Genomic DNA, 12,736 nt, shown 5'->3' with positions numbered 1-12,736 from the left:
ACGGCGGCGGGAACAAAGACCTCAGCAATCCTCATTCTCACTGGTCAGAGGCACTTTCTGCTTTCTTGATCAGTGGCCGGACAGCCCGCTTCGTTAAAGCGCGAGATTAGCGGGTACCGCGCGCTGTCTTCGGCGCGGGCCACCAGGCTGCGTCCGAGATCGGGGTCGCTGGTGAGCCGGTGAGCCGGGGGACGACATCGGTGACCACGGAAATCTCGCCCCTCTCGATCGCCTGGTACCACGAGATCCAGGTCTCGATCTGTTCCCCGCTCATGCCCAGTCGCCATCGCCGTGTGAAGGCGTCCTCGAGGGTCTCGGGTTCGAAGCGGTAGGGCCGGCCGGTGGCTGCGGCGATCCTGGTGACCGCTTCGTCGAGGGTCAGGGCCTCGGGCCCCGTGATCTCAAGGGTCGCGCCGTCGTGCTCGGAGCAGGGACCCTCGTCGAGGGCGACGGCCGTGATCACGTCGGCGATGTCCTCGTGGGTGACGAAGGCGGCCCGGCCGGTGCTCGCGGGGCCGCTCACGACGAACTCCTCGTTGGCGAGGGCGGCCGGCGTCGAGGTGTAGAAGCCCGCCCGGAGCACCGTGTGGCGGATCCCGGCCCCTGCCAGGAACTGTTCGGTCAGCCACTGGTCGCGGGCGTTGGTGTAGGTGGCGGCGGGCGCTGCGCCGACGAGAGATACGTACAGGACCCGGTCCACGCCGACCGCGATCGCGGCCTCGACTGCGGTGGCGTGTTCCTCCAGCCGGCGCCCTGTGCGGTGTCCGGAGACCAGGATGAGGGTCGACGCGCCCTCGAGCGCCTTGCGCATGGCGTCGGCATCGGCGTAGGCGGCCGGACCGCGCCGCTGGGCGCCTGGCAGTTCGGGCATGCGATCGGGGCTGCGTCCGACGAGGAGCTGGGGGACGCCGTGGCCCGCGAGTCGGGCCGCGATGCGGCCGCCCAGCGCCCCAGTCACCCCGGTGACTGCCACCGTGGCATGGTTCTTCTCAGCCATGGGTTTCCCTCCGTCCGGGGCCGCTGTCGATCGCGGAACCCCTGTCTCCGATTCGGTAAGCGAACGGTTTCTCAACCTCAACGCATGGACTCCCGCTTCAGTGCGGTGGTCCTGATCGGCACAGCGAGCGGTGGCAGTGAGGTGCCGCACCGGAAGACTCATCCGGTCAGGTCCGGATCGTTGGGGTGCGGCTGCAGGGCGGTGATCACCGCCGTCGCCCAAGGCCACAAGGGCAGGCTTCCGAGGACCTTCTCACGCAACTCCGCCTCGTCGTCGGCGCGCCACACGCCGATGACACGATCCTCCCCGACCGGGCGCCACAGCCGGAACAAGTGACCTTCGGCGGCGAGCTCCTTGGCTCGCACAGCTTCGGCGGCGCGGCGCCGGTCGACTTCTGCTTGGTCGGTCCCCTCGGGCACACTGGCGGTCAGCTCGACCAGGAACTCCTTCATGGTCTCTTCCTCTCTTGTTTCTTCGGGGGACGCAGGGCTTCGCGACCGTCTGCGAGGGGCCCTGAGGGGGCCGGAAGAGTCGGTTCTGCCCGCATGCAAACCGGCCGCTATGTGGAGTGCGCCTGCCGCCTGGAGGTCTGCGACTGCATCTTCGACCGGTTCGGGGGCGATCGGGTCGCGGCGACCGGTATGCCGGAGACCTGCCGTCCCTGGTATGCGTCCCGGCCGGAATGCCCATCCTGTGGGTCCCGGTCGATCCGGAGCTCATCGCGTCGGTAGACGACACTGCGAAAGTGCCCCTCGACCTGCAACACCACGGAGCACGCGCCATGCAGGGTGCCGTCGTAGGTGTGGCCCAGCGTGTCGGGGCACTTGCCGCCGCGGTGTGGTGCATCTTCCAGACCGGCCAGGTGGTCAGCCGCTCACTGACTGCCTTCGACGACTAAACGATGCGGTAGAACTCGGCTGCGGTGAAGGTGGCGGGGACGCCGAGTTCAGCGGCGACCGTGGTGATCGCGGTGTCTGCGGCGGCGAGGTCGGTTTGGCCGTCGGTGGTGAAATGCGGTGCGATGAACTTCTCGTAGTGCGCTCGGACTTCGTCTGCGGTGTGTCGGCCGAGGAAGGTCTGCAAGTACCGCACCGTGGTGTCGGGGTCGTTGTGGATCGCCTGCAGGGCGCGCCGGTGGGCTCGTACGACCGCCTGGACCGCGGGGTCCTCCGGGTCGGTGTAGGTGGGGTCGACAGCCACGCCTACGGTGGGAATCTGGAAGTGGTCGCCGACAAAGGCCAGCAACTGCCAGCCGAGCTCGGCGGCGATCGCCTCCGGTGCCATGGTGTCACCGACCACGGCGGCGTCGATACTCCCGTTGCGCAGCCGGCGCAGGTCCATGCTGTAGTCGCCGGGCCAGCGGACGATGCTCTGCACGTCGCGGTCCGGGTCGAGACCGGCCTGGCGCAGAATGATCCGGGTGAAAACCCCGGGGCCGGTGTGAGGAGGGGTTACCGCCAGCCGTTGGCCGGCCAGGTCGGCCAGGGAGGCCAGACCGGAACGGGCGAGGAACCAGAACAGCGGGCGGGCGGTGTTGACATTCAGCGCGACCCAGGGGATGCCATCGTTCATTCGGGACAGCAATGTCCGGCCAAGTCCGATGACTGCGCCGCGGCGCAGCCGCTCCGCGTCCCAGGTGCAGCCGTCGCGCAGTGCGACGTGGACGCCCTCGTCGGCGTAGAAGTCCTGCTGGTCAGCGATGTAGGTGACCAGTTCCTCGTGCGGGCCCCGCCCGACGTAGGCGAGATCGATCATGTGCATGAACGTCTTCCTTCGGGGTGACGATGTGCCGAATGCGGTCCGGCCGTCGGCCGGACAGGGACGCTACGGCCCCGTGCGCGCAGGACAGGGGGAGAACATGGACATGCCGCTGCTGACCGCGGCCGTGGTGCCGGGTCACCCGGCCGGCCCGAGCAAGCCCAAGAATCAGGCTCCGGCAATGGTCCGGCCCGGCATCGGCTCCGCGAGCGCGGCCCGCCAGGCCGGCACGCCGAAGGGGTCGGCGAAGTACTGCGTCTCGTGCACCACGTGCTGGTCAGCGAATTCCATGATGCTCACCGAATACGAAGGCACACCGCCGTAGGTGATGACGCATTCACTCACCCACAGATTCGCATGGCCAGTGATCCGCTGGACGGCGAAGTGCCGCTCGGCCGGGTGCCCGCCGCGCTGCGCCGAGATTGCCGCTCGGCCCCGGAACCGCTCGCCTGACTGCGGGTAGTCCAGGATCGCGTCCGTGGCGTAGATGGCGTGCTCGGCTTCGGTGCTCCCGCGTTCCGAGGCCCGCCAATGCTCCTCGATCGCGGCCCTGGTTCGGGAGTCAGCATCCATGGCACCGCCCTTCCGTAGCGGTGACAGCCTAGGGACTCCGGGCCACAGCCGGCCCGGGGCAAGCCGGGCCTGGGTAGCCAGGTCCTCCCTTTGGCCGGATCGGAGGGCGGCAGCCGCCAACGTGGCAACGGCGTCGAGTGGTCGCCACCCGGCTCACCTCATCTTCGAGCCATTCTGTTGGGAGTTCTAGAGCCACATCCGGCAGGGTCTTGCTCGGATCGTCCCCCGCCTGGGGCTTGCGCTACGGCGCCAACGCCGCCGATATCGCACCGCTCAGACCTGACGTGCGGACTGTCTCGACCAGCAGTACCGCCCCGGCCTGGCACAAACCCCGCCGGTCGAACCCTCTGCTCTTCTTCACTCTGGAAGTGCCACTTCCACTACCACGTACAGGGCCCTCAGCAAGTCCTGTCGCTGCACCTCAGAGGCACTTTCTGCCTTCTCGATCACGAGCCAGACAACACTCCTCGTGAAAGCCCGAGGTTAGACGTCTGGCGTCCGCCACCTTCAGCGAGACGGGCGGTGCGCAGGCCGCCAGGTCCACCCGACGTTCGCCAGGCCCACCGAAACCGGACAGCGAGAAACCCACCCAGGTTGAGCGTTACTGACCCACGCTCCTAGCTTCGTGCCGTCCAGCACGACGCGGCCCATCTTGACCATGCCCAGCTTCTGCGCGAGGTGCAGGGACTGGGTGAACAGGTCGGCCAGGGCGTTCAGGTGACGGCGGCGGAACCGGGCGATCGAGCGGAAGTCTGGGGCTTGGTCAGCGGTTAGGAACCGGAACGCGGCATCTTCGACGCGACGACGTTCGATCGCCCGCGAAGGACGAATACCGGTGCTGAAGCCGTAGATCAGCAGCCGCACCATCAACCGTGGATCGTAGGGCGGATAGCCGCGCTTTTCAGCGTAGTCCGCCAGGATCAGGGAAAGGTCAAGCACCTCGCCGGCCAGGTCGGCAACGAGCCGGGCGAGACGATCCTCGGGCAGCCAGTCGTCCAGCGAGGGGGCAGCGGCAGGACCTGGTGCGGCCGAAGTTCCGGAACGTCTTGTCCACGGACGCCGGACGGCCCTGCGGCTGCTTCTTCTCGACGGGTTCGACCTCGAACAGCCCATCGCCACCACTCGTACAGGGATCATCCCGCATGAATGATCATGAACCGCACACTGGTGCAGAGCACTTAGGATTCCTAGCAAAATGAGGTTTTCAGGCGTCGCCAGCAGATGATGCTGCAGCCGAGGATGAGGAAAGCTTCGTGGAGGTCTTCTCTGATCTCCCAGCGGATGCGCAGGCGCCGGAACCAGTGCAGGAGGGCGAAGGCTGCTTCGGCGACCCATCGGTGAATGCCCAGACCGGAGCCGTGCTGGGTGCCGCGGCGGGCGATGAGGGGGCGGATGCCCACCTCGCGCAGTTCGCGGCGGTAGGTGTCGGAGTCGTAGGCGCGGTCGGCGAACAGAGCGTCGGGGCGCTTTCGGGGGCGCCCCCGCTTGCCTTTGACGGCCGGTATGGCGTGGACCAGCGGCATGAGCTGGGTGACGTCGTGGCGGTTTCCGCCTGTGAGCGTGGCCGCCAGCGGGATGCCGTGCGCTTCGGTGATCACGTGGTGCTTGCTGCCTGTCTTTCCCCGATCCACCGGTGAGGGCCCGGTCTTCGCGCCGCCCTTCATCGCCCGCAGATGGGAGCCGTCGACCGCGGCCCGGGAGAAGTCCAGCAGCCCGGCCGCACGTAGCTCGGCCAGCAGCAGTTCGTGAAGAGCCTGCCACACCCCGGCCTGATGCCAGTCGCGCAGCCTGCGCCAGCACGTGCTGCCCGAGCCGTATCCCAGCTCCTGGGGCAGGAACTCCCAAGGGATGCCGGTGTACAGCACGAACAGGATCCCGCTCAGCACCCGCCGGTCATCGAGCCGTTTGCGACCCGGATACCTCACGCGGCGCTCAATCACCGGCAGCAGCCCGGCAATCCGCTCCCACAACCCGTCCTCGACTTCCCACGGCCTCCGCTGCACCATGCCCAACGCCCCCACCACAACACCAGACAGAGGCACAACACCGGCTGACGGCCTGTCATTCCAAGGCAGTACAGCTCATTTTGCTAGGAGTCCTTATTCAGAGGGTGAGGTGTTCAGTGGGGCCGTGCCTGGAGCGACCGTCCCTCCCGCTCGTCGACCGCCCGATCGTTCGAAGTCCGTCACGCCACTGTCGCGCCGCGACGCCACCACCGCCAGCACGCCGATGGCAATCAGTGACCAGCCGCCTGAGACCGGTTCCAGCACTGCCACCGGGATTCCGAGTGCTAGCAGGATCCATCCGGTCTCCACGGGCATCGCGCCTATGGCGATCACGACCCTCCTGGAAAGGAGGCCAAGGCCGAAGAAGGCAACTCCGCTGATCATGAACCAAAGGGCCGTCATGCGGGTGTAGTTGTCGTTGCGGACGGTATTCCACAGTCCGTCGGAGACGATGCCGCTCCAGTGCGAGTACGAGGCGATGACGCCCACCATCATGTGCACTGCTGCGGCAGTGAGCATCAGGCGGGGAACCCAGAGGCGGAGACCTCTGGCGTTGGATGTGCGGGATTCGGGGCGTGCGGAGGCGTTCATGACGCTGTGTTCCTTCCGGGAGCGCCGGGTGAGGGGTCCATCTCGGTCGCCGACGAAGTCAGGAGGCCGACCGGTCCAGGAGCGGCATCAGCAGCTCGTACATGCCGCGCAGCTCTGACTTCGGGAGCGGGGGCGTGAGGTGCTCCGCCCCGACCAACATCAGATAGAGCATCTTGGCCACTTGATCCGGTCTGCCATGGCCGGCCTGTTCGCACAGATCCCGCAGATATCCGATGCGGGTTGCGTCGACACGCTCCTGCACCCGCGCCGCCTCGGGATCCTGCTTCGCCCAGGCCCGCATCGCGATCTCCAGCGGCGGGCCGGCGTCCTTGGTCACCTCCGTCAGAAGCCTGGCCAGCCGCTCCCGCGCTGGAAGCGTGTCGGACGCTTCAACTCCATTGATGATCGCCGTGGTGCACTTGGCCTCGAAGTGGTCGAGCAATCGGGTCCGATACTTCGGCATTGAGCCGAAGTGGTGGTAAAAGGCGCCCTTCGACATGCCCATGCGCTCACACAGCCGATCCAGTGTCACCGCTGGCGCACCTTGCTCTGCCAGTAGCGTCAAGCCCTGATCCAGCCACTCCGACCTCTCCGCACCCACCTTGACCTCTCTTCCATACCAAAAGGTTTGGTATGGAAGAGGCTAACAGGCGTCCGAGGGAAGGGGATGGGTGGGGAGGGGCAAGCCCCCAGTCCCCTCGCGGTGGGCAGAGTATCCAGAACTCCGGCGAGGTAGTAGCCGGTACCGACGCCGGCGTCCAGGGCGGTGCCATCCGACGGACTGAAGTTCGTGGCGAGGCCGGCGAGAGTAGTGCTTGAAGGCAGGTTGTCCGGTTCCGGTGCCTGCGATCCGTCATCCCTGCGGTGTGATGGTGGATGTGGGTGCCTGCGGATCTATCGTGAACCTGGCATGCCCCTGTGCCTTCTCGATCAGCTTTTTGTCCTTGAAGCAGAAGCGGAAGACGCGATTCCTGCCCTGGTGTTCAGCACGTTCTGCCGAGAAGAGCGTGAGGCACTTCGCGTCCTTTGGCTTCGCGGGCCACTCGTCGTCCAGACCCTCAGCCATCGAGCCCCTATCCGGCAGTTTGTCCCGCACATCTGTCTCGGCCTCGCCGACCTTCACCGAGTCGTAGACGGACGGATCGATTACATCCTTTCTGGCCGGGTTGTCCAGCAGGGCCCACCCCGCAAAACCCAACCCACCGATGATTAAGAGTGCGAGGCCGCACCAGATCGCTAAGCCCTTCGTCTTGTTCCTGCCCCTAGCGATGTCGAACTTGCCCATAGCGACGTCGAACCCTTCTGTCTCAGCACCGGCGGCCCCGGTGCCACATATCCAGGCCCACCGTACCCACCTCGCCGCGGTGTAGACGGCGGCAGCGACGCAGCCGAGAACGCCCGCGAGTACGCCAGCGACGGCGACCACGACCGAGCCTCAACTCACCTCGACACGCAGCCCGTTGCGTCTCCATGCAAGGTCGACGGCGATGGCCGTAAGCCTGCCGATATTCCCGAGTTACTGATCGTTTCAGAATGAGTTCGGTGTGGTGGTTGGTAGTTGAGAGCGGCATCGGGCAGGGTCTGCGGGGTGCTGGATGCCATCCCCCGTATTCGGGGACTGCGAGGCCGGCCACGGCACCGGCCACGGAGGCTGTTCGCCGATCGCGGCTGCGATTTCGACAAGTACAGCCACCTTATCCGCAAGCGGGGCATCACACCGAAGATCGCCCGCCGCGGCACTCCGCACGGCTCCGGCCTGGGTAAGACCCGTTGGGTGGTAGAGCGCACCTTCGCCTGGCTTCACCGATTCAAACGCCTGCGGATCCGCTACGAGATACGCGCCGACCTCCACCAATGACTCCTCGAACTCGCCTGCAGCATCATCTGCTTGAGACGACTACGCACGGCATTCTGAAACATCAGTAGGGCCGTCCTCACCCTGGACAGGCAACGCTGACGTTGCTGATTGGTATGCCTCAGCCATGGCGTGGAATGAGCGTTTCGGTGTGAGGCTGCCGTCGGACATAACCTTGCACACTCCGTAGGAGGCCATGTCGAGGTCGAAGCGCGGGTCGGCGTGGTGCGGGTACTCGTAGCCGGCGAAGGTGAACCAGAAGGCGGTGTCCACGCCTTCCTCGTCGAAGACGGCGAGCATCTCGCGCAGGTAGTGGGCCTGTTCTTCCTCGTCGCGGACGTAATCGCCATTGATGCGCGGCGGATCGGCGTCGTGATCGACGACATCCACCCAGCCCATGCCGCCGCGCTCGGCTGCGCCCCGGTAGGTGCAGCAGCCGAATTCGGTCGCCGCGAGCGGCTTGCCGTGCCGGAAATACTCGCGCAGGCCCTGACGGAAGGCGTCACTGGAATCGCCGTAGGCGTCCGCACTGACGATGTCGAAGGGCGCCCAATCGACCTGTTCCCACGTTCCGGAGGCGTAGGTGATCTTTCCGCGGAACCGTGAACGCACCGTCTCTGCGATGTTGGCCAGCAAGGAGTTCAGCCGGGCAGGAACCTCGGCGAGCCCGGCCAATGCCTCGGGGGCGCCGCTGGTCAGGGCTTCGATTCTGGCGAGGCTGTCGTCTCCGGGGAGAATGTCGGCGGCAAACAGGCTCAGTTCGCAGCCGGTGACGAAGACGTCCGCTCCCACCTCCTTGGCGCGGTCGGCACAGGTGGCGAAGTAGGGCAGCAGCTCTTCGGCGGACAGTTCGCAAGGGAAGGGGGAGAACCAGACCTCAAGCCCGGCATCGGCGGCGTGCCGGGCCGCAAGGGCCAGTCGTCCGGGGTCGCCGCCGGTGATCCGCACGGCATCGCAGTGCAGGTCGTCTGCGATGACGCGGATCTCGCGTCGCACCGCATCGGGGTCGAAGACGGGCCGCGAACTCTTTCCGCCCGGAGTGAAGCCGGTGTCGTAGGTGATGCCTTTGGCTCGCATGGGATGCTCCTGACAATCAATCGACATCTGTTGCTGCGTCTCACCGGGCGTCGATGGGAATCGGTTCGGCGGACGGATCGCATGGACGACTCGGGGTGCGTCTGGAGATCAGCTCGACGGCGGCCTTGGCCGCGCTGCCACCCCGCTTCTCCCCGGGAGACCACCTGACACCCGTGTTCGGCGATCGGAGCCGAACGTTAGGCACGAGTCGAAATGCCAGTCAACGGCTATCTCCTCCGGACCCTGCTATTTGCGCTGGTCAGCTACGCAACTGGCGGTTGCAATGACAGTGATGGTCAATGCACGGCGAAGGAGAGGGTGTTGCAACGATCGGCGACCAGTGCACACACTGTGTGCCGAGACGACCGAATCAGAGGAACCGACCCGATGCCAGGACGCAGGCTGACCAGAGCCGACCGGCAACAGATCGCCGCGGGGTTGGCGCAGCGCCTGAGTTACGCCGACATCGCCAGACGCCTGAACCGTCCCGCCTCGACGGTGAGTCGCGAGGTCGCGCGCAACGGCGGACCTGCCCGGTACCGCGCGGAACTGGCACAGCTCGCGACCACCCACCGAGCCCAGCGCCGGCCGCAGCCCCCCGCCCCGGTGCAGCGGACCATCGAGCATCTCGGCCCCGACCCCGACGCAACGGCCGCGTTCGTCACCGACCTCACCACAGCACTTGTCGAAACCGGCCTCCCGCGCACCGCCGCCCGCGTGATGGCCTGCCTGTTCGCCTCCGAGACCGGCAGTCGCACCGCCATCGAGATGGCACAGCACCTGCAAGTCAGCGCAGCGACCATCTCGCACGCGGTCCGCCTGCTGGAACGGCAGGATCTGATCCGCCGCGGCCGCGATGACGGTGGCCGCCGCCACCGGTATTTCCTCGACGACAAGGCGGGCCTACGGACCGTCGCGGCCAGCGTCGCCGCCAACCAGCGGCTCGCCGCCACCGCGCTGCGCGGCGCCGAGCTCTTCGGAGCCGGGACCGCTGCCGGATCCCGGCTCACCCTGGCAGGCCGTTTCCTCGAACGCCTCGGCGACGACCTCATCCGCTCCGCTGAAAAGCACTGGCGTGACATGGTTGGTGACAGGAGCGACGAATACACACTGACGAGCCACGCGGAGTAGTACGCGGCCTCGCTCGCCCTGACGATCGACCAGGCATTCGAGAGGCCCGGAGCCTGAAGATCGCCCGCCGCGGCACCCCGCACTGCTCCAGACTCGGCAAGACGCGGTGGGTGGTGGAGCGCACCTTCGCCTCCACCAGTTCATACGCCTCCGCATCCGCTACGAGATACGCGCCGACTTCCACCAAGGACTCCTCGAACTCGCCTGCTCCATCGACTGCTTGAGACGACTACGCATCGCATTCTGAAACGATCAGTTAATCGTTCGCAGGCCCTTTGCGCTACGCCGTGGTCATGAGCAGACAGTGCCGTTCGATGGGACCTTGCCGTTCAGCAGGTGCTCGTTCACAGCCTTGGTGGCGCACTGGTTGACGCCGTACGTGCCGTGGCCCTCGCCCTTGACGGTGAGCAGCACGCCCACGTCTTTCCCGAGCTTGTCGGCCATCTTCCGGGCGCCCGCGACGGGAGTGGCCGGGTCGCCTGTGTTCCCTATGACGACGATGGGGGCGGCGCCCGGTGCCGAGACCTGCGGGGTGTCGCTCTTGCCGGTCACCGGCCAGCCGGTGCAGCTCAGCAGGCCCTTTGCGGTCAGCTCACCGAAGACCGGCGACGCCTTGCGGAACTCCGGCAGTCTGGCTCCCACGTCCTGGGGAGTGAGGCGCCGCTTGGTGTCGGCGCAGCTGATCGCGGTGTTGGCGGCCTGCATGTTGCTGTAGTGCCCGTTGTCATCACGGCCGTTGAGGGAATCGGCCATCGCCAGGAGGGTGTCGCCGTGGCCCTGCTCCGCCTCGGAAAGCGAGACCGAGAGGATCGGCCACATCTCCTTGGAGTACAGCGGCTGGACGATGCCGTTGACGGCCTCTTCCTGGGTGAGCTTGCGTCCGCTCTTGGTCGGCATCGGCTGCTTGCCGGTCTTCGTCAGCAGGTCGGCGATTCGCCGGCGCCCGTCCTCGGGGCTCTGGAACGGGCAGGTGCCGGGCGTCTTCGCGCAGTCCGCCAGGTAGTTGTCCAGTGCCAGTTGGAAGCCCTTTGCCTGGCTCAGGGCCTGTTGTGTGGAATTCTCGGTCGGGTCGACCACTGCGTCCAGGACGGTGCGGCCCACGTTCTTCGGGAACAAGTGGGCGTAGACGCCGCCCAGTTCGGTTCCGTAGGAGATCCCGAAGTAGTTGAGCTTGGCGTCGCCCAGGACTTGGCGTATCAGGTCCATGTCGCGGGCGGCGCTCTCGGTATCGACGTGCGGTAGCACCTTCCCGGAGTTCTTCGCGCAGGCCGCCGCGGTCTTCTTGTTCTCCTCGGCTGTCTCGGCCAGGTTGTGGTTCCTGGCGCGCTGCTCGTCGGTCTCCTTGTCGCTCAGGCACGTCACGCCCGCGCTGTTTCCGACACCGCGCGGGTCGAAGCTGACCAGGTCGTAACGCGAGCGCAGGGACCGGGCAGCGTCGTAGCCCGGCAGAGTGGCCACGCCCGATCCGCCCGGGCCGCCGAAGTTGAAGACCAGCGAGCCGATCCGCTTGCCGCCGCCCTTGGCCTTGGCGCGGACCATCGCGAGGTCGATGGTGTCGCCGTCGGGCTTGGCGTAATCCAGGGGCGCCTTCAGGGACGTGCACTCCCATGCCGTGCCGTCCGGCAGTTTGCCGGGTGCCTTGCCGTCGCCGCCCTGGGCGGTGGACGGCGCGGGGCAGGGCTGCCAGTTGAGCTTCTGGGAGGTGAGCGAGGTGGGCAGCACGGTGGCCGCCAACGCAGAGGACGTTTGGAGGCCGGTGCCGTCCTTGTCGCCGCTGCAGGCGGTGGCGCCGACGGCGAGCAGCAGGGAGGCGGAGAGCAGCGAGGTGGCGCGGATAGTGAGGAATCTAGACATAACTGTCCCTAGTGTTGTGTGGTGTTCACGTGAACCTTCGACGGCCAAGGCACGGTGGACGCACGGCAAGGTGGACGCCCGGAGTCGTCGGGCAGTACCGGCTCTGCCCGCCGGCTGAATGGCCGTCACCCCGGGTCGGAGCCGTAGGCGAACGCAGCCGGCATGAAGGTCACAGGCCGGGAGCCGCCCGCGGCGGGTTCTGTGTCGACGTCATCGAGTGGTGCGGTCAGGTCCCCAGACCGGCGTCTCGTGCCAGAAGTGCGGCCTGCACCCGGTTCTCGCAGTCCAGCTTGGCCAGGATCCGGCTCACATACGTCTTGACCGTGGCCTCGCTCATATGGATCCGCTGGCCGGCGTCCGCGTTGGACAGGCCCTCACCCAGCAGCGCCAGGACTTCCAGCTCGCGGTCCGTCAGCGTATCCAGCCGGCGGCGGGCCTGCTCGGCTCGGTGCGCGCTCTGGCCGGACGCCAACGAGTCCACGACATGGCGGGTGGCGCCCGGCGACAAGTACGCGTCTCCGGCCGCGGCAGCCCGTACCGCACGCATGAGTTCCGCGGGCGCCGAGTCCTTGAGCAGAAAGCCCGCACTGCCCCCGGTCAGGGCGCGCAGCACGTTCTGCTGCTCCCCGAACGTCGTCAGGATCAGCACCCGCGTATCGGGGAGGGTCCGATGCAGCTCGGCCAGGGCCGTCAGCCCGTCCATGACCGGCATCTGGATGTCGAGCAGCACGACATCCACGCGCCGGGTCCGGGCCAGTTCGACCGCCTCACGGCCGTTGGCCGCCTCCGCGACGACGTCGATGTCGTCGGCGGAGGAGAGAATCATCCTGATGCCCGCCCGGATGAGCGGCTCGTCATCCGTGACGAGAACCCTGATCACGACTCTCCTGCGCG

The 12,736-nt window shown here is 66.9% G+C and carries 12 protein-coding genes and 4 pseudogenes; 4 read left to right on the top strand and 12 right to left on the bottom strand.

What is annotated here, in order from left to right; all coding sequences use genetic code 11:
* Positions 1-106: 106 nt before the first annotated feature.
* Together GR130_RS29510 and GR130_RS29505 are read right to left on the bottom strand one after the other, a co-directional pair.
* Complete coding sequence (locus GR130_RS29510; RefSeq protein ID WP_159507528.1) at positions 107-997, bottom strand: NAD(P)H-binding protein; 891 nt, start codon at positions 995-997, stop codon at positions 107-109.
* A 158-nt stretch (positions 998-1,155) separates the two neighbouring features.
* Positions 1,156-1,449: a muconolactone Delta-isomerase family protein gene (locus GR130_RS29505; RefSeq protein ID WP_159507527.1), complete on the bottom strand. Its 294-nt coding sequence runs from the start codon at positions 1,447-1,449 to the stop codon at positions 1,156-1,158.
* Between the two features lie 260 nt (positions 1,450-1,709).
* Here GR130_RS29505 and GR130_RS42090 point away from each other — a divergent pair.
* A pseudogene (locus GR130_RS42090) lies at positions 1,710-1,895 on the top strand (IS982 family transposase); the annotation flags it as partial.
* On the opposite strand, the gene GR130_RS29500 reads toward GR130_RS42090, so the two are convergent.
* From GR130_RS29500 to GR130_RS29470, 7 genes and pseudogenes are all read right to left on the bottom strand, one after another.
* A complete protein-coding gene (locus GR130_RS29500) occupies positions 1,892-2,758 on the bottom strand; it encodes an ABC transporter substrate-binding protein (RefSeq protein ID WP_159507526.1) in 867 nt (288 codons plus the stop codon). The pseudogene GR130_RS42090 and the gene GR130_RS29500 overlap by 4 nt on opposite strands.
* Before the next feature lie 165 nt (positions 2,759-2,923).
* Positions 2,924-3,328: a nuclear transport factor 2 family protein gene (locus tag GR130_RS29495; protein ID WP_159507525.1), complete on the bottom strand. Its 405-nt coding sequence runs from the start codon at positions 3,326-3,328 to the stop codon at positions 2,924-2,926.
* Between the two features lie 612 nt (positions 3,329-3,940).
* A pseudogene (locus tag GR130_RS29490) lies at positions 3,941-4,344 on the bottom strand (transposase); the annotation flags it as partial.
* A gap of 171 nt (positions 4,345-4,515) precedes the next feature.
* Positions 4,516-5,334 carry an IS5 family transposase gene (locus GR130_RS29485; RefSeq protein ID WP_159503645.1) on the bottom strand — a complete coding sequence of 273 codons (819 nt, stop codon included), beginning with the start codon at positions 5,332-5,334 and terminating at the stop codon, positions 4,516-4,518.
* 93 nt (positions 5,335-5,427) lie between these two features.
* Positions 5,428-5,925 carry a DUF6463 family protein gene (locus GR130_RS29480; protein ID WP_159507524.1) on the bottom strand — a complete coding sequence of 166 codons (498 nt, stop codon included), beginning with the start codon at positions 5,923-5,925 and terminating at the stop codon, positions 5,428-5,430.
* 58 nt (positions 5,926-5,983) lie between these two features.
* Positions 5,984-6,526, bottom strand: a complete 543-nt coding sequence (locus GR130_RS29475; protein WP_159507523.1) for a TetR/AcrR family transcriptional regulator — start codon at positions 6,524-6,526, stop codon at positions 5,984-5,986.
* Between the two features lie 252 nt (positions 6,527-6,778).
* Positions 6,779-7,351, bottom strand: coding sequence for a hypothetical protein (locus GR130_RS29470; protein WP_159507522.1), 573 nt, complete (start codon positions 7,349-7,351; stop codon positions 6,779-6,781).
* Positions 7,352-7,513: 162 nt separating this feature from the next.
* Between GR130_RS29470 and GR130_RS29465 the strand changes: the two are divergent.
* Positions 7,514-7,783, top strand: a pseudogene (locus GR130_RS29465) (transposase); the annotation flags it as partial.
* Between the two features lie 39 nt (positions 7,784-7,822).
* On the opposite strand, the gene GR130_RS29460 reads toward GR130_RS29465, so the two are convergent.
* Positions 7,823-8,857, bottom strand: a complete 1,035-nt coding sequence (locus GR130_RS29460; RefSeq protein ID WP_201305038.1) for a hypothetical protein — start codon at positions 8,855-8,857, stop codon at positions 7,823-7,825.
* Between the two features lie 387 nt (positions 8,858-9,244).
* Between GR130_RS29460 and GR130_RS29455 the strand changes: the two genes are divergently transcribed.
* Positions 9,245-9,988, top strand: a complete 744-nt coding sequence (locus GR130_RS29455) for a helix-turn-helix domain-containing protein (RefSeq protein ID WP_159507521.1) — start codon at positions 9,245-9,247, stop codon at positions 9,986-9,988.
* A 56-nt stretch (positions 9,989-10,044) separates the two neighbouring features.
* Positions 10,045-10,235, top strand: a pseudogene (locus GR130_RS40030) (IS5/IS1182 family transposase); the annotation flags it as partial.
* Between the two features lie 44 nt (positions 10,236-10,279).
* Here GR130_RS40030 and GR130_RS29450 read toward each other — a convergent pair.
* Both GR130_RS29450 and GR130_RS29445 read right to left on the bottom strand, forming a co-directional pair.
* Complete coding sequence (locus GR130_RS29450) at positions 10,280-11,842, bottom strand: alpha/beta hydrolase (protein WP_159507520.1); 1,563 nt, start codon at positions 11,840-11,842, stop codon at positions 10,280-10,282.
* Positions 11,843-12,068: 226 nt separating this feature from the next.
* Positions 12,069-12,722 carry a response regulator transcription factor gene (locus GR130_RS29445; RefSeq protein WP_159507519.1) on the bottom strand — a complete coding sequence of 218 codons (654 nt, stop codon included), beginning with the start codon at positions 12,720-12,722 and terminating at the stop codon, positions 12,069-12,071.
* Positions 12,723-12,736: the final 14 nt, after the last annotated feature.

Origin of the sequence: Streptomyces sp. GS7 (assembly GCF_009834125.1) — a bacterium.
Lineage (GTDB): Bacteria > Actinomycetota > Actinomycetes > Streptomycetales > Streptomycetaceae > Streptomyces.
Note: the sequence above shows the minus strand (reverse complement) of the source record. Positions and strands in the feature narration are given on the sequence as shown.

Excerpts from the sequence above, each read along its gene's own strand:
- GR130_RS29510 (WP_159507528.1), bottom strand. The coding sequence starts at position 997 with ATGGCTGAGAAGAACCATGCCACGGTGGCAGTCACCGGGGTGACTGGG.
- GR130_RS29505 (WP_159507527.1), bottom strand. The coding sequence starts at position 1,449 with ATGAAGGAGTTCCTGGTCGAGCTGACCGCCAGTGTGCCCGAGGGGACC.
- GR130_RS29500 (WP_159507526.1), bottom strand. The coding sequence starts at position 2,758 with ATGCACATGATCGATCTCGCCTACGTCGGGCGGGGCCCGCACGAGGAA.
- GR130_RS29495 (WP_159507525.1), bottom strand. The coding sequence starts at position 3,328 with ATGGATGCTGACTCCCGAACCAGGGCCGCGATCGAGGAGCATTGGCGG.
- GR130_RS29485 (WP_159503645.1), bottom strand. The coding sequence starts at position 5,334 with ATGGTGCAGCGGAGGCCGTGGGAAGTCGAGGACGGGTTGTGGGAGCGG.
- GR130_RS29480 (WP_159507524.1), bottom strand. The coding sequence starts at position 5,925 with ATGAACGCCTCCGCACGCCCCGAATCCCGCACATCCAACGCCAGAGGT.
- GR130_RS29460 (WP_201305038.1), bottom strand. The coding sequence starts at position 8,857 with ATGCGAGCCAAAGGCATCACCTACGACACCGGCTTCACTCCGGGCGGA.
- GR130_RS29455 (WP_159507521.1), top strand. The coding sequence starts at position 9,245 with ATGCCAGGACGCAGGCTGACCAGAGCCGACCGGCAACAGATCGCCGCG.
- GR130_RS29450 (WP_159507520.1), bottom strand. The coding sequence starts at position 11,842 with ATGTCTAGATTCCTCACTATCCGCGCCACCTCGCTGCTCTCCGCCTCC.